Annotated in this window: 18 protein-coding genes; 2 read left to right on the top strand and 16 right to left on the bottom strand. The window is 38.2% G+C overall.

Annotated elements, in window-relative coordinates; translation table 11 throughout:
• Positions 1 to 8 precede the first annotated feature (8 nt).
• Positions 9 to 3,104, bottom strand: a complete 3,096-nt coding sequence (locus LKF16_RS10960; protein WP_291471507.1) for a type I restriction endonuclease subunit R — start codon at positions 3,102 to 3,104, stop codon at positions 9 to 11.
• Positions 3,105 to 3,470: 366 nt separating this feature from the next.
• Between LKF16_RS10960 and LKF16_RS10955 the strand changes: the two genes are divergently transcribed.
• Positions 3,471 to 4,097, top strand: coding sequence for a pyridoxamine 5'-phosphate oxidase family protein (locus tag LKF16_RS10955; protein ID WP_291471509.1), 627 nt, complete (start codon positions 3,471 to 3,473; stop codon positions 4,095 to 4,097).
• A gap of 346 nt (positions 4,098 to 4,443) precedes the next feature.
• On the opposite strand, the gene LKF16_RS10950 is transcribed toward LKF16_RS10955, so the two are convergent.
• The 13 genes from LKF16_RS10950 to LKF16_RS10890 all read right to left on the bottom strand — a co-directional run bounded on the left by LKF16_RS10950 (position 4,444) and on the right by LKF16_RS10890 (position 19,365).
• The gene (locus tag LKF16_RS10950; protein WP_291471510.1) at positions 4,444 to 6,741 is read right to left on the bottom strand and encodes a nitric-oxide reductase large subunit; all 2,298 of its coding nucleotides are present in this window, start codon (positions 6,739 to 6,741) and stop codon (positions 4,444 to 4,446) included.
• Between the two features lie 14 nt (positions 6,742 to 6,755).
• Entirely contained in the window at positions 6,756 to 7,616 is an 861-nt protein-coding gene (locus LKF16_RS10945; RefSeq protein WP_291471511.1) for a helix-turn-helix domain-containing protein, read from the bottom strand.
• A 614-nt stretch (positions 7,617 to 8,230) separates the two neighbouring features.
• A complete protein-coding gene (locus tag LKF16_RS10940; protein ID WP_291471513.1) occupies positions 8,231 to 9,136 on the bottom strand; it encodes a glycine betaine ABC transporter substrate-binding protein in 906 nt (301 codons plus the stop codon).
• Between the two features lie 9 nt (positions 9,137 to 9,145).
• A complete protein-coding gene (locus tag LKF16_RS10935) occupies positions 9,146 to 9,994 on the bottom strand; it encodes an ABC transporter permease (RefSeq protein ID WP_291471514.1) in 849 nt (282 codons plus the stop codon).
• A complete protein-coding gene (locus tag LKF16_RS10930; RefSeq protein ID WP_291471516.1) occupies positions 9,987 to 11,186 on the bottom strand; it encodes a quaternary amine ABC transporter ATP-binding protein in 1,200 nt (399 codons plus the stop codon). Before LKF16_RS10930 ends, LKF16_RS10935 begins: the two co-directional genes overlap by 8 nt.
• 777 nt (positions 11,187 to 11,963) lie before the next feature.
• On the bottom strand, positions 11,964 to 13,220 hold the full coding sequence (gene dltD, locus LKF16_RS10925) for a D-alanyl-lipoteichoic acid biosynthesis protein DltD (protein ID WP_291471517.1): 1,257 nt from the start codon (positions 13,218 to 13,220) through the stop codon (positions 11,964 to 11,966).
• Positions 13,221 to 13,224: 4 nt separating this feature from the next.
• Positions 13,225 to 13,467 carry a D-alanine--poly(phosphoribitol) ligase subunit DltC gene (gene dltC / locus LKF16_RS10920; protein ID WP_291471519.1) on the bottom strand — a complete coding sequence of 81 codons (243 nt, stop codon included), beginning with the start codon at positions 13,465 to 13,467 and terminating at the stop codon, positions 13,225 to 13,227.
• An 11-nt stretch (positions 13,468 to 13,478) separates the two neighbouring features.
• A complete protein-coding gene (gene dltB / locus LKF16_RS10915; protein ID WP_291471520.1) occupies positions 13,479 to 14,699 on the bottom strand; it encodes a D-alanyl-lipoteichoic acid biosynthesis protein DltB in 1,221 nt (406 codons plus the stop codon).
• Complete coding sequence (gene dltA, locus LKF16_RS10910; RefSeq protein ID WP_291471522.1) at positions 14,692 to 16,209, bottom strand: D-alanine--poly(phosphoribitol) ligase subunit DltA; 1,518 nt, start codon at positions 16,207 to 16,209, stop codon at positions 14,692 to 14,694. Before dltA ends, dltB begins: the two co-directional genes overlap by 8 nt.
• Before the next feature lie 18 nt (positions 16,210 to 16,227).
• The gene (locus LKF16_RS10905; protein ID WP_291471524.1) at positions 16,228 to 16,374 is read right to left on the bottom strand and encodes a teichoic acid D-Ala incorporation-associated protein DltX; all 147 of its coding nucleotides are present in this window, start codon (positions 16,372 to 16,374) and stop codon (positions 16,228 to 16,230) included.
• A 362-nt stretch (positions 16,375 to 16,736) separates the two neighbouring features.
• Entirely contained in the window at positions 16,737 to 17,792 is a 1,056-nt protein-coding gene (locus tag LKF16_RS10900) for a M24 family metallopeptidase (protein WP_291471526.1), read from the bottom strand.
• A 550-nt stretch (positions 17,793 to 18,342) separates the two neighbouring features.
• On the bottom strand, positions 18,343 to 18,612 hold the full coding sequence (rpsN, locus tag LKF16_RS10895; protein ID WP_291471528.1) for a 30S ribosomal protein S14: 270 nt from the start codon (positions 18,610 to 18,612) through the stop codon (positions 18,343 to 18,345).
• Positions 18,613 to 18,741: 129 nt separating this feature from the next.
• On the bottom strand, positions 18,742 to 19,365 hold the full coding sequence (locus LKF16_RS10890; protein ID WP_291471530.1) for a GyrI-like domain-containing protein: 624 nt from the start codon (positions 19,363 to 19,365) through the stop codon (positions 18,742 to 18,744).
• 253 nt (positions 19,366 to 19,618) lie between these two features.
• On the opposite strand from LKF16_RS10890, the gene LKF16_RS10885 reads away from it, so the two are divergent.
• Positions 19,619 to 20,239 (top strand): CBS domain-containing protein, encoded by a 621-nt coding sequence (locus LKF16_RS10885; protein WP_291471532.1) that lies wholly within the window; start codon positions 19,619 to 19,621, stop codon positions 20,237 to 20,239.
• A gap of 45 nt (positions 20,240 to 20,284) precedes the next feature.
• Here LKF16_RS10885 and LKF16_RS10880 read toward each other — a convergent pair whose 3' ends face one another.
• Both LKF16_RS10880 and LKF16_RS10875 read right to left on the bottom strand, forming a co-directional pair.
• A complete protein-coding gene (locus tag LKF16_RS10880; protein ID WP_291471535.1) occupies positions 20,285 to 21,430 on the bottom strand; it encodes a DMT family transporter in 1,146 nt (381 codons plus the stop codon).
• A 197-nt stretch (positions 21,431 to 21,627) separates the two neighbouring features.
• Complete coding sequence (locus tag LKF16_RS10875; RefSeq protein ID WP_291471537.1) at positions 21,628 to 23,526, bottom strand: SpaA isopeptide-forming pilin-related protein; 1,899 nt, start codon at positions 23,524 to 23,526, stop codon at positions 21,628 to 21,630.
• Positions 23,527 to 23,594 lie beyond the last annotated feature (68 nt).

The following is a 23,594-nucleotide window of genomic DNA, read 5'->3' as shown; positions in this document are numbered from 1 at the left end:
ATTTTCTCCTAATACTTATCGACCATTTGGTCAGCGAATTTTTTAAAACTTCTTCTAAAGTGAGTCCGATACTTAATACCTGAAAGATTGGCTACGTCTGATGATTCAGCGTCAGTTTTATAAACCTTGCTACCCTCTTTAACAATTTCATCTAAAGCACCATTAATATTCAAATCATCAGCATACTTAACGTGATTAGCAACAATTTCATTGATCTGATATGAATTCTTGATATCGGCTAAGCCCCATTGCTTTTTATACTCAAAAACATCTTTTCTTAGTTGCGTATCTGTGTGTCTAGAAACGATGTTTTTCACATCCTTTTGATCAACAGGATATTTCCCATAGGTGACATTTCCTGCCAAAATATCACGAATGAATTGGTTAATTTGTTCAGCATATTTTCGATCTTCAATCTTGTCAGAAATAGACTTGATCTCATCAGCTGTCTTGTTAGCTTTTTCCATTTCTTCATCATGATATTGGTTCATCATATCGGCAATCAATTCTTCTAGATAATCATAATTAACACGAATTTCTTTGATATGTTCCATCTTCAAATCAATCTGTGAAATATCGACGTTATGTCTAATTGCAATTTTTTCTTTTAACTGATTAGCCAGGGTCGTTGTTAAAATCTCCTCAGTATCCAGATCAAATCCTATCTCCTCGACTAATTCTGATGGATCAGCATCATTATATTGATCATCTTGTTTTGCCATAGCCATTAAACGGTTGTATTTTCTTAGATCCGTGTACATCTCTTCTACTCGATCATCGTCAACGTCTGGAGTTCCTGTAAATTCACGAGAATAATCAGATAATTTTTGGACAACATCTGTTAGCTCATCTTTAACTGCTTCGTATGATTTAGCAATCACTCCATCAGGGTCATCGCCATCGATCAAATCTAATTGAATATTGGCAGAATCGCGATTTGCATATTTAGCTAAGGCTTCCTTCATTAACTTTTCTGAATGATGTGGCCAACGATAATTTACAATCCGACCAAACGGTTTTGTTTGCATATCATAAACTCGGTTTGTACGTGAATATGCTTGAATTAAGGCTGCTCCAGAAAGTGTCCGATCAACATAAAGTGTATTTAATTGTGGCGCATTGAATCCTGTTAGTAATTGATCAATTACGATAACAATATCCAAATAATTACCATCATCGATTGTCCGATTTAATCGTGAAACAACCTGAGCTGTATACTCTTTAACTTGTTTATCGTCAAAACTCGTTCCAAATTCTTGATTGTAATCATTCATCACATCTCTTAACGAGTTATTGTTTTCTAGTTGTTTGTCACCATTGGATGTATCCTGACTAAACGTAATACCGATTTTTAATGGTTTATCTATTGATTGATTTTGTTTTTTAAATTCTTTGTAATACTTGATTGCCATTGGTGTTGAAGCTTTCCCCCCACCAACGTGAGTGGTGAATAATGCATTGTATTCTCCATCACGAGAACGTTTATTCCAATTATTGATGATGTCGGTAACTACTAATTCAACGTGTTTATCATTGTTGTCATAAACACTTGGTTCAACCGTATCGTCCATGTCATCAGCTGACATATTTTCAATTTTTGCATCAATCGCATCTTTAGACATCTTTGGAAAACGTGCTTTGAAATATTCTGGTAAATATTCATTTCTCAAGACATCGTCTGACAATGTAGTTTCAAAATCCACTTTGAATCCCAAAACATTACCATCTGCAATTGCATCCCTAATTGTATAAGCATGGATTAAATCACCAAAGATCTGTTGGGTCGTTGGAGCACTATCAAAAACAGGTGTTCCAGTATAACCTATCCAGGCGGATTTTCTAAAACCATCCTTGATACGTTCCAACATATCTCCTGATGTAGAACGGTGAGCTTCATCGACAATGAAAACAACATTCTTATTAATTGGTTCAAAATCTTTTTGACGAACCATAGCATCCATCTTTTGCGTTGAAGTAACGATAATTCCATTACCTTTTTTGTTTAATTTCTTTGCTAATACCCAACGGTTTGACGTATCCGACACCACTCCGCCATTACTGTCTTCTGTGTTCTCAGGATCATAAGCCTTGTATTCATCGACAGTTTGATTAGTAAGTGCAACACGATCTACTAAAAATACGACTTTATCAACGTTAGGAAATCTTGATGCCAACCAAGCAGCCTTAAAGGAACTAATAGTTTTACCTGAACCAGTTGTGTGCCAGACATAGCCGATGCCTTGATCATCAATGCCAAACGTATGCTGACGCAATTTATTGATAACACGCTGAGTTGCATAAACTTGATAAGGACGCATAGCCTTAATCATTTGATGTTTAGGCGTTCCATCTAAAATCATAAAATTGGTTGCCATTTGATGTGACATTGGAATCGATAGCATATTGTTGGAAAATTCTTTCCAATCAAAAACAGGCTTATTGTCATCTGCTTTTTGCCAACGAAACGCAAAGTCTGTATTAAATTTATCAGCCGTTGTATTAGCCATATAGCGACTATCATGAGGAGTTATTGCGACCAATAACTGAACAGTTGAAAAAATATCAGTGTATTGTCTTTCCTCCATATATTGATGCATTTGATTTAAGGCTTCTTTGGCATCATGACCATCTGCCTTTTCTTCAATTTGTAAAATTGGTAAGCCATTGATCAATAATGTAGTATCAAATCGACGATTTTTTCTTCCCGGAATAACAGCTGGACGTTCAATCTGATTAACTATTTGATAGATTGTATCTCCGGCACCAATGTTGTCTTGATCAAAGATTTTTAGATAAACGTGTTGTCCATCATCACGATCAATCTCAACCTGTGAAATCCCATTAATCCCATATAAAAATTGACCTGCTTGATATGGTGTTTCTAGCTGACTAATAATCATTTTAATTTGTTGAAACTCAGCATCAGACAATGGTTGATCCAATCTGTCTTGATTATGCTGTTCAACAATAGATTTAAAATTGGACCACAACTGATCCGTTGTTTTTATGTGTGGAAGATAATCCCATTGCTTAGTTCCACCTAGATTGACTAAATAATCGATTAATTTATCTTCAAATTGCAATTTGCTTTTTTCAATACTCAAAAAACCACCCCTGGTAAATCGGGTACTAACCCTTTGTATTTATCAAATTCTTTAAAATAATTTCCTATACCATTTTATCAGATATATTTGCCAGAAACGTCCAAGAAGCATAATGTAATCGTAATGTTGTAATGAAGTTGAATTCATATTTAATTAGTAAAAAATCTTTGAGTTTGCATGTTGTGAAAACGTCGGACCTAGTTGCCATTTTAGAATAATTTTATAATTATATTTATGTTATGATTATCACTTATCGAAGGTAAGTAAATGTTATTTCAATGGCACATTACTCAGCCATCTCAGTCTAAGCAATGTTTTAAAGGCATTTACTTGCTGGTTTATTTAACAATTTGGGGGCACTTATACATGCAAAATGAAATCTACACCGATCACCCAACTATCAATTGGACGCTTGATCACTGCAAAATACTACATTTAGGACTCTCTAACAACCAGGGAACGTTCGTTGTTCCGGTCAACTATGGTTATGAAGTTGCTGCCGACGGCACGTACATCATTTATGTTCACGGAACTTCCAACGGCGACAAGGGAAAAGCTTTGAACGAACAATCCATGATTAGCTTTGAAGCAGATGGCGGACATGAAGCCTTGACTTATACACCACCTGCTGAAGGAGCATTTGGACCGGCTTTTAGAAGTATTATGGGTCACGGTAAGGTTGAAAAAATCGATAATAACAATGAAAAAGTTCACGCTTTAAGAACCATCCTGCACAGCTACGTTCGTGATATTCCAGTTGCTTTGCATGCTGAGACTATGACTAACGTTCCAGTTTGGAAAATACGCGTCACTGACATTACTGCAAAGATCCATCACCCAACGCCAGAGTGGCAAGAATTTCTGAATATCAAGGCACCTGTTTCAAAGGGAATCCACTATGACACTGATGGCGGTATTATTAGCATTGATGAACAAAACTTTGATGATTCGCTAGATGATGTTGCCAGTGCTTCAAAACATGAAGAGGACTAAATAATTAATCTCAAATTCATTAGATTTATTACTGATGAGTTTGAGATTTTTTTGTCTAAATAAGCAAAAAAAGACCACCACCGATTACGTGAGAATCGGTGATGGACAACTAATTATACCAAATGGTGTGTAGTAAAGTGTTGGTGTTGTGGGACAAGATGTTGGAAATTCAATTTAGTTATTTTATGTGTTGATGTTTTACTGGCCGCTTCTATTTTTATAGCGGAAACGCGCAAAAAAGACTGAGAGCTACTGCACAACAAAAGCCAACACTGCATGGGTGTTACGCACCCACTCCGTATTGGCTTTTCCTGTGCTCCGCTCTCAAAGCGTAAATTTTTACGCTCTACTTAATTTCATAATCGATTGGATCTAATTTGTTGGATGACTTCTTCAAGTTCCACATTGCTCTTAAGAAGATTACTAGTAAGATCACTACTCCGGCTGTGAAGATTACGTCTGGTACTGATCTGGCTATTGTTAATCCTTTTGCTAGTGGTTGTTGATAGAAGCTGGCTTGTCTTGCGTGCCAGTATCCGTGTTCTAGTGCATCCTTTAATTGGATGAATCCTAATGGCATCAATGTGATGAATGTCATTCCGGCTAGTCCAACGTTCATGGTGATGCAAGCCCATTTGACCCACTTCTCGACTTTTTCAGTCCAGAATTCGGTCTTAGTCAAGTGACGGATTGCAAACAGCATAATTGCGACTGAGAAAAATCCGTACACACCTGCCATTGAGGCATGAGCATGAGCTGAAGTCCATTGTGTTCCGTGTTCGAAGTAGTTGATTGCTGGTGCATTGATCAACCATCCCAAAGCTCCGGCACCAAGGGCATTCCATAATCCAGTTGAAACTAAGAACATGAATGTTCCCTTGTATGGGAAGTCCATTTTACTTTCACGGTAAACACGATAATGCGTGTAAGCTTCCCAAACTAATAGACATAGTGGGATAACTTCTAGAGCTGAGAAACTTGCTCCTAAGGCTAACCAGATCGAGTGGTCGCCTTCCCAGAAGTAATGGTGTCCCATACCTACGACACCTGTTCCAAGTAACAGGATCAATTGGAAATACAAAGCTCTAATAGTTGATTTGATGGTAGTTAGCTTCATATCGACTAACAAGTAACCAATCAAAATAACCGCGAATGATTCAAAAATACCTTCTACCCATAGATGGACGATCCACCATCTCCAGTAATCTGCAAAGGTTACATGGGAGTTAGGTAGGATAAATAATGAAGCTAGATAGAACAGTGGAATTGCAATTGAACCTGCTAAAAGCAATGTCAAAAGGACTGATCTATCTTTGTTGACACGTTTCTTGATTGCAGGAATAAATCCACGGCAAAGGATAACTACCCAGAGGATCATTCCGGCAATAAATAGGAGCTGCCAGAATTTACCCATCTCGGCGTATTCCCATCCGTAATGACCAAACAGCCACCACTTGCCGTTGATAACACCTGTAACTGAGCCCCATTCTCCAAGCATTGAGCCACCGACAACGATGATCAAAGCCCAGAACAAAATATCGACCAATACACCTTGATGTTTTGGTTCGTGACCGAGAACTCGTGGCGTAATGTAAATACCCGTTGCTAACCAAGCAGTTGCAATCCAGAAAATAACTAGCTGCAAGTGCCAAGTTTTTGCCAAATTAAATGGCCAAATATATTGCAGTGGCAGTCCAAAGAATCCTTGTTCAACATAGTAGTGAGACATTAACTCACCTAATAGTACTTGAACCAAGAACATCAACATAACGACTAAGAAATACTTAGCAGCTTTTCTTTGCGATGGCGTGATCGGTTCGCTAGTCTTGATCTCGCCCATCTGGTCGTATGCTTCGGTGTAATCCATATCGAATGAATACTTCTTGTAGAAGTAGATCACGATACCCATACCTGCAACGAACAATGCCACAGAAATAGCAGTCCAAAGCATGGTATCACTAGTCATAACATTACCGGCATTAAGGTCATATGGCCAGTTGTTGGTGTATGAATAGATTTGGTGTGGACGGTTAGTTGAAGATAACCAAGCTCCCCAGAAGAAGAAATAAGTCAGTTGGTCGATTTTATTACCATGATGCATGAAATCATCCGTGTTGTTGTGGATCATATTTTCAGGCATCCCGGCTTCTTTCGGGTTATTGTGGAATTCGTGACGATAATATTTCGTCAAATGATTCAAGCCTGCTACTTGAGCAGTTGTCAAAGTCAATTGGTCTTTATTTGCGTTATAGCGATTAACTCTGATCTCTTTTTGAACGATACCTTTAATTCCTGATTTTTGATCAGTATTGAGTTCGTTCCAATCCTTAGAATATTTCTTTTGGGCATAATACTGGTTCATCCCTTGCAAATAGACATGCAAAGCTTGAGCTGTGTAGTCAGGTCCAAAATAAGTACCATTACCTAGATAAGTACCATAGTCAGTCAAACCGTATTTTTCATAAACAGCTTGTCCGGAAATCAATTGTTGCTTTGTAACGACAGTCGTTCCTTGCTCATTCACAATTTTTGAAGGACGTGGTGCTTCGTTCTTAAAAATCAAGAGTCCCCCAGCAATCAAGATTGAAAAAGCAATTACGAGCGTCCATAACAAAGTCTTGTTCAGCTTCTTATAAGACGTCAAAAATATCCCCTCGTTTACTTACAGTCTTTAATCAGCTCCCGAATTTTGACTAGTTCGTTCTCATTATGATTGAATTCAGAAAATACTTTGGCTTTATCCAAAAGGTCTAGCACCTTATCGCTTTTTCCGTTGACTTCACATTCATTGATCGCCAATTGCTCATAAATTCTAGCAACATAATATGTCACATGATTATCCTGACAAATTTTTAAGCCATAATCTAATAACGTGTTGGCAGTTTCCAACTCTTTGCGTTCGGAATAGTACAGCGAACAGTAGAAAATAATGTTGACGTAACGCCAGATCTTGGTGACGTCGTCGATTTGCATGCCGTAGATATCGTTAAAAACTTTGCTGAAGTAATATTCGCTCTTGTCGTTATCGCCTTGTTGGCCATAAACCATCCCCATACCGACAAATGCTAAGAAGGTAAAAATCGTTTCGCCTTCTGTATCTAAGTCAGATAGGATCTGATTAAAATCGAATACTGCTTCCAATAAGTCCCCATCGTCTAAAACGTTTAAATAGCCTTGCAAATAGTAAAATTGCATCGTGGCCTGTTTATCTTCTTTGATCGAATCAAGATCGATACTATTCAAGATATCCCAGGAATTTTGATACTCTTCAATAATCAGGTTAAATTCAGCCTTGTTCATGGCTTTGATTTGGTCTTTATTGCCGTTGTTTGCCAAACCAATGATGTCATCAAGTGCTAAGTTAAGTCGATTACATAATTGGATCAAAATTTTCATTGATGGAATCTTACCGTTATTTTCGAATTTACTAAGCGTTGCTTGTGTGCAAATACCCTTGCTCAGTTCCTTTTGTGATAGTCCCATTTCTTTTCTTTTATCAATAAAAGATTGAATGTTCACGTGACCACCCCTGTATCATAATTTTTATCTCACGAACCAAATTATATACTATTATTATCCTCCTTTGTATAGCTTATAATTAATTCAAATAGCTGATTTCTATATCATCTTAATCTTGCAGAATAAATTTGTAAATAACTAAATTATATATAAAATATTCCTAAATTATATACATAGTGAAATTGACAAGTGAATTTTCATATCAATAATCAGTAATCGCTTACAGTACACCCAAGCATTTTCATCACAAGGTAGTTGTTTCATTGTGAAAAAGGCAATGGATAGTAAAAAATCCTACAAATTTTTTGTAGGATTTTTTTTGGACTATTTATTTTTTGTTGGTCGCATTTATTTTTATAGCGGAAACGCGTAAAAAAACAATGAGGCCGGACACATAAGTCAATCCAACACTGCGAGCGCGTGACGCACGCCACTCCGTATTGGCTTGCCTTATGTTCTGGCCTCAAATCTTGTTTTTTTACACTCTGATTTTGAAACGCGCAAAAAGAAAATGAGGCCGGACACATAAGTTCGCCAAAGACTGCGGGGCGTGACGCGCCCACTCCGTCTCTGTCGATCTTATGCTCTTGCCTCAAACCTTTTCTTTTTACGCTCTACTTATTTTTCAAATCTTCTATAGAGTTTATATTTTTCATGTATTTTGGTACTGCGAGTCCGACTTTGGCTCCGTGTAGGTTGGGTCCTAGGTCTTCGAAGCGGCCCTTGTAGTCTTTGTAGAACAAGCCTGATGTCTTTGGTAGCCAAGCTGATACTTGTGCGTCAGCTGCTCCTGTGGCGATTGAAGCCCACATTGGTTGTTGTTCCATTGCTTGAATCGTTACTTTGTAGCCTTGGTCTCTCAATACTTGTGCGACAACGTTTGTTGAGGCAATTTCTGAATCCCATGCTACGTAAGTCATCTTCAAAGACTTACCTTTGACTTTCGATACGCCCTTAGTCCATTCAGCGACTTCCTTAGGATGGGCTTTGATCCATTCCTTGGCAGCCTTTTGTGGATCCATGCCATTGTTAACTTTTAACATTACGTCTGACATTTGTGTTGGATCCCAGTGGAAACGGTCTAAAATCGTGTAAGCCTCAGGACTGTCCTTTTTCAAACCTTTTCTAACAATAGTATGGATGCTTTCAGCTTTTCCATAAACATTCTTAGGGTCTTTTAAAAATTTGATTGGGAACTTTGTAAACATCCAGTGTGGTTGCCAACCAGTGATCACGATTGGACGTTTATCCTTGATTGCCTTATCCAAAGTACTAGTCATTGCAGCGGTAGAACTCGTCTGCAATTGCCAGTTAGCTTTTTCCAAACCATAATCTTTTAAAGCAGTTTGGGTTGACGCCATGATACCGGCACCAGCATCGATACCTGTGATCGTATAGTTGATCTGAGGACCGATTTTTTCCTTGCTATTGTATGGTTGCGTCTGCGAACTGCAGGCAGCGATAAGTGGAACGATCAGGAGCGTCAAAAAGAACAGACTGAAAATTTTGCGTTTTTTCAAAAAAATCACCTATCCTTTCTTGCGGTCACGAGTTAATGATTGTGTTAGACGGTCTAAGATGATGGCCAAGATAACGATTGCTAAACCTGCAGCAAAACCATTACCAGCGTCATTACGTCCAACGGCAAAGTAAACTTTTGTACCTAATCCCATGGCACCGATCATTGATGCGATAACTACCATTGATAGAGAAAGCATCATCGATTGGTTAACACCAGCCATCAAACTAGTTTTGGCAAGTGGTAGTTCAACCTTAAATAATTTTTGCCACTCAGTTGAACCAAATGAATCTGCGGCTTCGATCAATTCGTCTGGAACTTCACGAATACCCATGTTAGTCATTCTAACTGTTGGAGGCATTGCGAAAATAACAGATGCAACGATACCAGGAACCATACCGATACCAAATAGTGCAACGGCAGGAATCAAGTAAACAAAGGCTGGCATAGTCTGCATAAAGTCTAAGATAGGCTTCAAGATGATCTCAGCGATATTGCTTTTTGCCATTAAGATCCCTAGTGGAATACCAATAACTAAAGCAATCAAACTTGACGTCAGAACTAACGTCAAAGTTTGGGTCATATCACGCCAGTAATCCAAATTCCAGATCAATAAGAGACCTAAGAATTCAAAAATCAGCAGGCTCCATCTTTGATTGTCTCGATTAACGTAAAAAGTTAACGCCAATACGATGACGATGAAGAGCCAAATTGGGATCAGATCAAATACCCATTGGAAGGCATTATTGATCGCACCAATAAAATTAGTAACGCCATTGAAAAAGCCAGTAAATTGAACCAACCAATCAACAAAGTTGTCGATCCAATGTGCAAGTGGCAATTGTGGAATACTATTCATCCTCATTCACCTCATTTCCGGCTAATGCGCCAAGTACGGCACCACGAACGATGATACCTAATAATTGTTGTTGATCATTAGTTACGGCAATTGGAATACCAGTATGAGAAATACTATCCATTAAGTCTGAAATTGGCTTATCCTCGTGAGTCGTAGGAACGTCCGTCTTAACGACAGAACGAAGGTCACTACTATTCTTACGGATCAGCTTGATAACGTCGTTAGCGTCGACGATACCGACCAATTTACGTGAGTTATCAACTACATAGGCAGTTGAAACTTCATTATTACGCATACGTTTGATAGCTAATCTTGGACCAGCCTTATCAACATTGATCGTTACTGGTCTGATCATAACGTTACTTGCAGTAAGAACTTTACTACGGTCAACGTTTTCGATGAAGTTCTCAACGTATTCGTTAGCAGGATGCGTCAAGATATCTTCAGGAGTACCAGTTTGCACGATCTCACCATCACGCATGATCATAATACGATCACCAATCTTTAAAGCCTCATTCAAATCATGAGAAATAAAGATGATAGTTTTGTGCAGATTTTCTTGCAAGTCGAGCAATTGATCTTGCATATCATTTCTATTTAAAGGATCAAGCGCAGAAAAGGCCTCATCCATCAATAGAATTTGTGGGTCATTGGCTAAGGCACGAGCCAAACCAACACGTTGCTGCATACCACCAGAAAGTTGTGAAGGATATTCATCATCATATCCATCGATTCCAACTTGACCTAGGGCAACCTTAGCTTTTTTACGACGTTCTTCTTTATCAACGCCTTGAATTTCAAGACCATACTCGGTGTTCTCTAAAACAGTACGATTGGGCAACAAACCAAAATTTTGGAATACCATGCTCATCTTCTTGCGACGAACCTCGCGCAATTCTTTCTTATCGATCTCCATAAGATTCTCGCCATCAATAGAAACAGAACCATCAGTAGGTTCGATCAAACGATTGATCATACGGATCAAAGTAGATTTACCACTACCAGAAAGACCCATGATGACAAAAATCTCACCATCGTTAACTTCAAAATTAGCCCGGTCGACCCCCACAGTCGCACCAGTCTCTTTCAAAATTTGAGGCTTAGATTCGCCCTTGCGAAGCAACTCTTTAGCCTTATTGACATGTCTACCAAAAATCTTAGTTAAATTTTTGACTTCAACTTTAACAGTCATTTAATCCTCCATTCTTGGAAATAAAAAAAGCAATTACTTATTACAAATAAATAACTGCGGTGCTAGATAACCTTAACAAATATCTTTTTCCCATTCAAACGACGGATTACATAAAATGTCTTATCTGACCGATTTAGCACCAATCAGGCTTAATATAACACCATATACAAAAACTTAATAAAATCTTTAATATTTTCACGAGCACAAAATAAAAACGCCAACAAACACGGCAATATCAGGTACAAATAAAGATAAAAAGAATGTGCTACTCAAATCAATTGAATAGATCAATACAAACAAGATAACAATGTTGACCAAAGTCATGGAAAAAATGAAAGAAGTGGCAAGCAAAGCGAAGACATCAGAGAAGAAAGCTATATTTGGAGGGTTTGAAGAGGTTTGACGGGGTTTGAAGAGGTGTCAAGCGAAGCGGAGACACCAAACCGAAAAACCATAGTGAACCGACCAACCCAAACTTTCTGCCAGAACAAGAGGCATACCCCCTTTCAACCCAGAGAGAGAGTATTTGATTTAACTCTGTTTAGGAGCCGGGGTGGTGGAGCGCTCGGCCTCAGTAGTGAAGTTCTACTTAGCAATGCGAAGCAGTGCTTAGTAGAAGGTGCAGCTTGGAGATTGCTGCCGATCTTGCAGTAAGCTTCAAGTGTACCCACTACGTTCCAGAGCCGAAAGAGCGGAACCACCCCGGCTCCGGCCCGCATACCGCATACCGCAAACAAAAAAAGTGACACCAACAAAGGCATCACTTAATCAAAACAACTATTTAAAATCAGTATTATTAGCCCAATCATCCGTCAAGAAATAATTATCCATCTTATACTTCGTTTGAGCCGGATCAGCATGCTTATCTTCATAATAAGGCTTCAGCTTCTTATCAAGCATCAACCATCCACGCCAACCCATATGAATAGTATCTTCAGCAATATAGTTAGAATTCTTGACCGTAGTCAAATCAACGATATTATGGAACCCTTGCGAATTCAATTGATACTTGATCTTCTTATCAAAGTTATCAAGTGAACTCTGCGGCATACCAGTATATTCCATCCACTTCTTATTAACAGGTTGGATAACAAACATCACTTGCACGTGATTTTGTTTAAACATATACAAAACCGCTTGGAAATCGTTATATTCAGGCGAATGTAAGTAATCCGCTTTAGTATGCGAATTCTTATATTGAGCGATTCGGTGATTCAATTGTCTTCTGTAGAAAGAATCTCCAATTTGAAGATCATTTTCATGAGAATGTTCCTTAGCTAATTTAATTGCCAATTTATTTAAATTCTTATAGTCGTAAGTATCTGGCAATTGTTTAGTAGCCTTGTCGATTCTTTCTTGATGGTCATTCAAGAATGCTGAACCAAACAACTCATCTTGGCTTTGAAGACTAGATCTATTTCTTTCAAAATAAAATCTTTCAAAGCTAGTGATCTGTTCACCTGCAGCGATTCTTCTGATCGCATCGTTTTCGATAGAACCTTTGTTGATGCCAAGTTGAATGATCCGCTTTGCGATATATTGATTCATATCCTTATCGCCGTGGTCGGAATTCAAGATAAAGCCTGTCATTTGCAATGGAGAGAAGTAATACTTAAAGGCATCGCTTCTAGCACCGCTCTTGGTGAACCATTGTGGAGAAATAATGAAAACAGCTTTTTGGTTTTTCAACTTGGACATACCACTGATGTTCATTGCTTGCGTCAGTGATGCTGTACCAGGATTACCTAGTAAGAAAGGTTGATTTTTCCAATGATATTTTTGTGCCATGGAAGATGGATGGAATGGATCCATTCTGGATAACTCAGATGAACCAATGATCGGTATGTAATTTTCTTCTTCCGCGGTATTTTTAATATCCTCACCCTTTAATACACGGGCATCCAATGATGTGGCGGCTTGATTAACCTTCTCTGGAGTCACGGTCTTAAAGTTGATAGGTGTCCATAGAAGAATTAATAAAGCTGCAATAGCAATAATTACAGGTCCAAAAATCATCCACAGTTTTTTCTTCATAGTTTTATTCTTCTTCCAATTCTCCTACACGGTCGACCATTTTGTTAACAGTGTTCCATTGGTTACGGTCGAATTCTGAAACTGGAACTTGGATATCGAACTTGTCCTGCATTGCTACTAAAACTTCAACAGTTGCCATTGAATCAAGCACACCATCTTGGAATAAGTTTGCATCTGGATCTGAACCTACATCATCTAAACCTGTAACATCTTTCAAAATTGCAATAATTTCTGCTTTTACGTCCATAATTTTTCTCCTTAGCTAAACCATAGTGTATTTAAAAATCCTGAAAAGATTAGGAAACTGAAACAAACGACATTGAATGTTAAGAATATTGCGAAAGCTTCAGTAAATTTGTTGCTTGGAATTGATTTTCTATGCTTCTTCTTGTATCTCAGCCAAGCATCGTTGGTGATCATTGCACCGGCATGGAACAAACCATAGACGATGTAGAACCAAGTTTCACCGTGCCAAAATCCCATGATAAGAAATAGTGTTAAGTAGCCGATATTAGCCATTGTGACACGATTCTTGATCAACTTCTTTTTCATCATAAAGAACATTAAACGCATGTAGATGAAATCACGGAACCAGAACGATAAGGTCATGTGCCATCTATTCCAAAAATCTTTAATGTTATGTGATTGGAATGGACGGTTGAAGTTCATTGGTGTTTTGACACCTAAGAAATTAGAGATACCAACCGCGAACAGCGAGTATCCTGCAAAGTCAAAGAACAGATACATACTGTAGACGTACATATAAGCTAGTACCCACCATGAAAGTCCTAGTGGTGCTTGTCCTTGATAAGACAAGGCCAAGTCAGAAACTTTAGGTAGCAATAAGGTTCCGAAAATATATCCGATGATAAATTTATACAAGAAACCTAACATCAATCGATTAGTACCACTCTTCAAAAGCTTGACGTATTCTTCTCTGGAAGGTGGCTTCAAAACATCTTTTTGGAAACGTCTGAATCTATCGATAGGACCAGAAGTAATGGTTGGGAAGAATAGCAAGAATCTGATAAATTCCCAAGGCTTAACTTCTTTGATTGCCCCATCACGGATCTCCATGATCATTTCAACTGACTTGAAGGTCAAGTAACTGATACCCATGAAGGCAAACAGTGAGATCGTCGCGTTGTTGATCAACGGATCCAATTTTACAAATACTAGCGGTACGATGGCCAAAATCACTGACCAGAAGAAGACCCAGAAGTTATTCTTGGAACCTTCTTTAGTTCGATACCTCAAGTACGACAGGACCAATACCATTTCGAAGAGGATATAAGCTATCAAAGAAATACCTTGACTCATATTGCCTCCGAAAAAGGCAGTGATCAAAATTACAATTGTTGCGAGTGTTTCATAAACTCTAAAACGTTTGCCGTTGTAAAGACCAATCATTATTGGCAGTAACAGAAGTATTAAATATATAAAATAAACTGGACTACTATAAGGTGTTATATTATGCATTTACTTCGCCTATCAATGCCTTTCTATCAATCTTTCCGTTCTTACTAATAGGCAATTGTTTTACGAATTTAAGGATATTAGGAATCATGTATTCCATCGTGTTTTGCTTGAGCTCTTCCTTGATCTGACGACTCATTTCCTTCTCGTCAACATCTTGGTATTTTTCGTCAAGCACGATATGAGCAATGATCTTGTTAACTTGCTTTTTACTATTATATAGAGGGACCGTGCAAGATTGCTTTACTTCCTCAAGATTAGACAGCAGAGAATCCACTTCTTCCAACTCGATTCTGTAACCGTGCATCTTGATTTGGAAGTCGGTCCTTCCTTTGTAAAAAAGGAGACCATCTTCATTCTCACTCACCATATCGCCAGTGTGATAGAACGTTTTACCTTCAATACTCTCAAATGCTTTTTCAGTTTGAACGGGGTTATTCAGATAGCCTTTTGAAACATCAGGGCCGCTTACTAGAAGTTCGCCGACTTTTTCACCGTCCTTTTCTTCAACGTTAGCCAATTTGTGTTCCATATTCTTTTTCAAATAGCCAATTGGCAAACGATCGAAGAGATCCAAAATTTGTGGTGTAATCTGAATTGAGGTTATGGCAACGGTATTTTCCGTTGGTCCATAAGTGTTATAAAGCTCTGCGCCTTCAAAACGTTTGAGCAATTTATCAGCCGTGACGTGCGTTAATTCCTCGCCGCAGAAAATAAATTTTTTCAAGTTAGGCAAGGTCTCTGAATTGAAGTCCTTGAAGAATAGACACATTTCAAAGAATGAAGGCGTTGAGATCCAAGTTGTTGCTTCAGTATTAATGATTGCTTGTTGCAATTTAGCCAAATTCTTGGCTGTCTCTTTATCCAATACTTCCAAAGTTGAGCCATTGGTCAAACCTGGATAGATTGAAAAAACAGAAAGGTCAAATGAGAACGGTGCTTGCAGCATTACATGCGTTTGACTAGTGTACTTGTATTCAGCGTCTACCCATTCGACAAAGTCGAGCAAGTTGTTCGTGCTGATCTGAACACCCTTAGGTGTACCAGTAGTTCCAGATGTAAAAATAATATAGAAGTTATCATCTGGTCCAACGCTTAATGTTGCATCGTAAGTGTCATGATCTGAGTTCATGACGGAGGCTAGCTCATCTTTAGCAATGATCGTAGTTTCAATACCAAAGTCATCTTTGTCGCTCCAATTTAATACCAACGAAGGCTTAGCCACATTATTGATTTGCTTGATCCGGTCAGAATCGGAACCGTCATCGACTGGGATATATGCGTGCCCAGATTTGATAGCTCCAAGGAACATAACTAACATTTCAAATTGTTGTCCGCCAAAAATAATAATGGGGCTTCCTTGCGGAAGAAACTTTTCTTGAATGAAACTAGCAATCTTATCTGATTGACTATCGAGGTCACGATACGTTGCTGTGACGTCGCCATTGTGATAACAAACCTTGTCTGGATTTGTTTGTGCGATACGAGTGATTCTATCGATAATTTTGTTCATTATATCCCCTTCTTTCAGCTAGAAATCGTTGTAAATAAACTTGGCGCTACCTACACCGTTGTAACCGTAGATATATAAAAGAATTAAGAGTATTGCGAAATAGAACACAGTTCTTAAAATAAAGATCGATGCTGGTTTCTTTAAAAAGTTTAAAATTTTGATCATCAAATCACTCACCTCATTACTCTATGAGTAGGCTAAATTTAGCTCACAGTTCATACTAGTTCTCTTCAACTTTTCAAAACATCACTTCTTCTTACAATCACCTTACAGTTTTGTAAGATGAGCAATCTGTCCAAGCTGATACCAAAATACAAATATACCCATTGATAATTGACAGTTAAAGTTAACTTTAGAAATATCCTTTATAATCTAACCATTGTTCCAAAAAAGTGTCAATTTATCAAATAATGTTTTTAAGATATTATGTTTTTTCTGGTATATTCATATAATTATTATAATAAAAAGCACCTGCAACGCAGATGCTTTTTGACTAGAAATATTTACATGATTTGAATTTTTTAGTATTAAATTTCTTGTAGTTCCGTAGTGGAATTGGTCAGGCGTACCATCTCGCCGGAATCATCCTTGTAGACATCATCTTCGATCCTGACTCCAAATTTTCCAGGCAAATAAATGCCAGGTTCGACCGTGAAGACAATATTTGACTCTAGTTGGTCATCGTTAGAAGTTCTGATGATCGGATAATCATGGCAGACTAGTCCTAAGCCATGACCTGATCCATGCATGAAGTACTTTCCATAACCTGAGTCATCGATCGAACCTCGAATGACCCGATCAAGATCACCAAAAGTTTCGACCATCGGTGCAAATCTTATGCCTAACGATTCTGCCTTTAAGACTGCTGAGTATACTTTTTTGACTTCATCGGACGCCTTGCCCATTACGATTGTTCGGGTAATATCTGAGTAATAGTTTTGGTAGACAAAACCAAAGTCCAGCGTGACAACATCTCCAGTTTCAATCACTTTATCCGTTGCACTTCCATGTGGATATGATGAACGAATCCCCGATGCCACAATTGTTTCAAATGACAACTTCTGAGCACCACGTTGTTTACCATAAGCTTCAATCTCGTTAGCAACTTCAATTTCTGTCATACCGGTTTTGATGAATTCCAAAATATGCACATAAACATCATCAGTGATCTCGACAGCTTTTTTGATCAAGGAGATCTCGGCAGCAGATTTGTGCATTCTCATCAATTTAACAACTAAATCGGCATTGACCGTAGTAAGATTTTTTTCAAGCAGAGTTTGATAGTCCCTCGTCAACAAGCTATCCGATTCAATCGCAACCTTGTCATAATGAGCTGATAGAAACTCAGCCAGACTCTGTTCTTTAACATCAACGATAGAAGCCTCAGGAGCTTCAACCTTGATCTGTTCAAAAAAGCGACCATCAGTAATAATGAAAACCTGAGAAGAATCGATGACAACAAAGCCATCGTCTCCAGTATAATTAGCCAAATAAAATTGATCCTGTTTATCAGAAACCAAAAAAGCATCCAAGTCATTGGCCTGCAAGTATTGGCGAACAGAATCGATACGAGAGTGATCCATGGTAAAACCTCCAAAATGTTAGTAGATAGTTAAATTATACTTTTGAATCAAGAGAGGTACAAAAATATTTGATACATCATGGAAAAAGTTAGTTCATTCTAATCGACTAATTATTCATGGTTGCGTTCAGTGGATAAAATTTTCGGATATATTTTCATACTTAAAGTTTGGATAAATAAATTACTACCTCATAAACAAAAAGATTTGAGAATACCAGCCGGAAGGATGGGATTGCGTTTGGCCAAGTAGTGAAATAAAGGAACGTACGTCGCCCTTGGCGCGTGCGCAACCTTCTAAAGTGTTGGCTACGCCAACGAACAACCAAGGATGCGGAGCCAATAAGCAATCCCATCCTGTAGGCGACATTATATAGACTAACCTAAAGTAAACCGCACAAAAAAAGCCCGAGATAAATATCTCGGGTTTTGTGTATGAGGAGGATCGTAGACCTCTTGAGTTTGTTACCTCATAGGTCCAGGCCAGTCACAGTTCCTGCGGAATAATCTCTTGACATAACAGATTGACTTGTTCAAGTGACTGGCCTAGCTATTTACCAGCTAGCTTTACGAACACCAGGGATCTGACCCTTGTGCGCTAAATTTCTAAAATTAATTCTAGACAAACCAAACTTTCTCAAATAAGCATGCGGTCTGCCGTCTTCTTTATCACGATTATGCAATCTGGTTGGAGATGCATCTCTAGGCAATTTGCTAAGAGCTTCATAATCGCCATTTTCTTTCAATTGCTTGCGCAATGCTGCGTATTTGTTCACAGTAGCGTGCAATCTTTTTTCACGTTCTAACTTTGCTTTACGTGCCATTCACGTACCTACCCTTTTTCAAAAATTTTTGATAATGGGAAGTCATGTTTAATAGTAATAATTACTAAGTCCACGATAGAGAATAGCAGGTATTGAATCATTTATCAACAGATTTGTTTAAAAAAATAATTATTTTATTTCATAACGCAAAACTGTCTTTAATCTTTCTGGTTCAACCCGTCTGGCATCTGATAAATAAATCTCGCGATGAATCATTGAAGCACGCTGTTTGCCTTGTTCGGAAACCAATTTATCCATCTTGGCAAAACTTGCAGGTTCATCATCGTATTTACCGACGTGCAAAACTTCGACCGCCTCAATAGCAGGATATTCTTTGATCTCTAAGTCGTTGATCAATTTCAGATGCTTCTTCGATTTGATTTCTTCAATACTAGGTTCAATTAAATCAGCTGGGAAAAAGTCGGGAATACGAATCATTACATCGTATTCGAATTCATTTTTGTCGAGATGATCTAACTTTTGACCAGCCTCAGTCAGAGACCATACTCCCTCAAGTGGAAAAACAACGTAGTCATCAAACTCAACGTCTTTTCCTTCGCAATATTTACGATAAGCAGCCTTCAGTCCATATGCTACAGGGAATAAAGTTTCCATCTTTTCTTTGAATTCTGGGCCGTTTGGGTCGCCGACTCCGTGCAAAGAAATGAATTTTTGGCCTGGGACATTGACGATTTTGGGTGTAGTAGTAGGAAGATATAACTCCCGTTCTTGCTTTTTACTCAAATATTTCATCAATTTACTCTCCGATCAACTATTAATTTACTTTTATTGAATACAATTTTTATTCTAATCTTAATGCTTAACAGGTCAATATAATCCGTGAAAAAAGATTAAATATGTCGAATTTTTTCAGTGAGTGGTTGAAAATAATTTCATATTAATTTTATCAATTAATGATATATATAACGTATTATTGCCACAATATGTTATTACATATATAATTAAAGTCGATTACAAATTTAAACAAACGCACCGGGGAATTAAAATGGAATTAACTACTAGACAACAAGAAATTATTGCAATGACTAAAAAGACTAGTCCACTAACTAGTGAGCAAATCGCTAACCAGCTAGGACTCAGCATCCCTACCATCCGTGGCGACTTGAGACTGCTGACAGCTGTGGGTATTTTAGGCTCTCGTCCCAAAGTCGGCTATGAATATACTGGACTTAAAAATACCCAAGTCAACTATGCTAATTTATACGAGCAAAAAATCAACGATATCGTGAAAAAACCTGCTCTAGTCGAACCCAATACTACTTTACAAGAGTGCGTCAATAACCTCTTTTTAAAGGATACAGGTTCACTTTACGTCGTCGACTCTGATCAAAACTTATTAGGTTTGATTTCAAGAAAAGACTTGCTAGCAGTTACCGTGAATAATTCCGATACTGAGTCAATGGTCGCCAGCATGGTCATGACACGGATGCCGAACTTGATCACAGTCACTCCTGACATGTCGATCATGAGTGTCGGAAAGTTATTGCTAGAACACGAGGTCGACTCATTACCCGTCGTTGACACAACTGAAAATACTAAAGTGATTGGAAAAATCACTAAGAGTCGCATTTTCGAATACTTTATCAAACAAGGTGAAAAAGACTAACATACGAAAAATGTCCGCTAATTGTTGGAATTAGCGGACATTTTTTTAGTTTTTCTGTTCTTGCATCGAAGAACGATGACTTTGAATTTCTTCTTTTAATTCAGCTTGAACTTCTTTTTGATTTTCAAGTTGATCATGAATTTTAGCAGTTAGTTTATTTTTATTTGGTTGGTCGTCTGAAGGAAGATTTTCCATATCACGTTCCATCTGACGTTCAACTTCTTCTTTAGGTTTCTTGGAATCACTGATAAAAATCGAGATAACTCCGTAAGCGATTTTGGCACCAACAAGTGTAATTGCTGAACCTAATAAGATAATAACGATACCAACGATCGTTCTTGGAACGATGGCTTCGCCCAACACTCCTAAAGCTAAAATTGGAGCTAACGCAGGTTTTACTAGGAAAATCAACGAAGCTTGAACAACTCCAACTTCGTCCATGGCAACGAAGTACAATCCAAACGCAGCACCAGTAACTAAGACTGAAATATAAAGTATCAATGGCAAAGTTGACCATGTGATTCCTTGGAAAAATGGGATATTAACGAATTCGCTGTAATTCTTTGGAATAAATGAAGCTAATCCGGTATGACTAAGTCCCATCAAAATTGCTAATTCCCCAGCACCAAACAAGAATGACAAACAAGTCATAGTTAAAGCATTGATACCAATTTTGTGACTGTGGACACGCGACATGACACCGTAGACACCAAAAATAATTGATGACAATAATCCTAAAGTAATACCGATCGGATTTTTTAAGTGGAATGGGTCAATGATGACCAAAAGTCCAATCAAAGTTAAAACTAAGGCAAAAATATTTGTACGTGATAATTTCTCTTTTAAGAAAATAAAGCCGATGATCAAGCCAAAGATTGGATTGGCACTCAACATGATAGCAACAATTGAAGCATCCGTTAGTTGAATTGATAGTTGATAAAGCGACATGCTGACAACAACAATGACAAAACCCGTGGCTGCACATCTCAATAAGTCCGTCTTTGATAGCAAAATACTGTGTTTTCTCAGATAAGCCCAGGCAAATGGTAGTAGAGCTAATCCCCCGATCAAGAAACGAATAAAGTTCAATTCAATGGGGTTAAAAGATCCTCCGGCGATCTTTAAGGCAATTTCCATCGAACTGAATAAGAAAGTTGGAATTAAAATTAAAAGTATCGATTTTATTTTCAAAACTGAATAGCATCCCCAATATGTAAGTTATAACTACTAGTCTACTACTTTAAAAAACGATTCTTGTCCGATTTCCGGAATTTTGTTCGAATTGTAATATGTAAACGTTTTACATTTTAATGTTTTTTTCATACAAAAAGGTTGCAACTCCAAGGAGTCACAACCTTTATATTCAAAACTATTTATTATTTAAGTTCTTAACCTTTTCTCTGTCTCCAAAAGAACCATTCGCTACCTAGAATCATCAAAACTAAAATTCCGGCGATAGTTTCAAGCACTCCGTCATTACTGTTACCTGTTTGTGGGAATTTAGCATTCGTAGCTGACAATGGACTATTGTCATTGTATCCACTACTCATTGGGTTATAAACCTTTTGTCCCGCATTATAAGTTGGCGTCACAGCACTTGTTGCACCAGATACTGGAACATGAGCCGTTGTCGTTACAGTAGCTTTAGTAGTTTTGCTAGTTGAAGCAGGCGTAGAACTTGTTGTATCAGTTGTAGGATCAGCATTAGTTGCTGGTGGATCGATCAATCCAACTGATGAACTAGTCGTTTTTGACATGGAAGCTGGAGCTGGATCACTAGGATCGGTGATCACTGGGTCAGCTGGATCGGTCGTAGTAGTCTTCGGATCAGTCGTAGTGGTTGGATCAGCTGGATCGGTCGTTGTTGCTGGTGGATCAACTGGGTCGGTAGCAGGATCTTTAGGATCTGTCGTTGCTGCCGGTGGATCAACTGGATCTGTTGGTGGATCAACTGGATCCGTATTAGTTGCCGGTGGGTCCACTGGGTCAGTAGCAGGATTTTTAGGATCTGTCGTTACTGTCGGAGGATCGACTGGATCTGTTGGTGGATCTATCGGATCAGTATTAGTTGCTGGCGGATCGACCGGATCTGTTGTGGCAACTGGTGTATTCGTAGTTGAGACTTGCACTGGACTAGTTTGTCCGGAAACAATCGTAAATGGAATTGTCGTGGCATTTAATGTATAGCCAGTAGGTGCTTTAGTTTCAACAAATGAATATTGTCCCGGCGTCAAATTGTTAACTGCAATCTGGCCATCAGAATTAGTGGTCAATTTATTTTGAATTGCAGTGCCGCTGGAATTTTGCAAATTGTAAACTGCATTGGCTAACGCTGAAGAATCTTTACTACTTGTTACTTTCAAATAAACCCCACCGTTAGACATCTCGGTTCCTAAACCACCCCAATCAATTTGATGACTGGAAGAACCAGATTCTTGATCAGAGGTCATATTAACTGAATTGCTCCAGGAATTTGCATTGACCGTATCAAGATTTGAAACATTGGCTTGATAAACTAAGTTGATTGCTTTATTGATCGAGCCAAAATTCATGGTGATCACATTGCCGTTTTGGGTGACTGTTGGTGAAATACTACCTTGATTGACAAAGGTACCAGTTGAAGAATAATAACCTGTTTGCGCACTAACTGAGCCAGGGACAAACGTCTGATTTGGTCCCATAGCATCAACTAATTTGACATTGGTTAAACTATTGCCAGCCGAATTTAAGGCAATATTCCAAGTTAACGTTGTTGGTTCAGTACCATTGGTAGTGCCACTGATCCAGCCGTACTTGTTTACGACAAATTGAACGTTATTTACGTCAGATGCATTATTACCATTTGCGTAAAAAACTAATGTCCCGATTCTTGGCGAATCAGTTGCGGCCAAATTTTGATTGAATGTGATGGTACCAGTCTGAGAATTTTTAGTGACTGTAAATGTACCAATATTATTTCCTGCCTTATCAATGATAGGAACGCTTAAATCAGTCTGGGTAACCACATTACTAGGTAACTGAACAGAGGCGGTATCGCCGTTGGCGATTGTCTGCCCACTAGGAATTGTCCAATCATAACTAACTTTAAAAGTTTGATAGGTCATTAAGCTGTTAGAATTGGAAACTTGATTCCCATTCGAATCATAAATTGTGGCATCTGCCGCTGAAGTCCCAGTCATTGGGATCGTGGCAGCTTGAGAAGTGTTAATACTGAAAATACCTAATGAAATTAATGCTAATACCAAAGAAACTATTGATATTAACCAACTATAGGATTTCCGTCTCATCGGATCGCCTCCAAAATCATATAATTTATGGTTCAACTCAATAGTATAATTACTTTTTTGTACCAAAA

It is taken from the genome of Companilactobacillus sp. (assembly GCF_022484265.1).
In the GTDB taxonomy this organism is placed as follows: Bacteria; Bacillota; Bacilli; order Lactobacillales; family Lactobacillaceae; genus Companilactobacillus.
The sequence above is the reverse complement of the archived record's forward strand: the minus strand, read 5'-3'. Positions and strand labels throughout refer to the sequence as shown.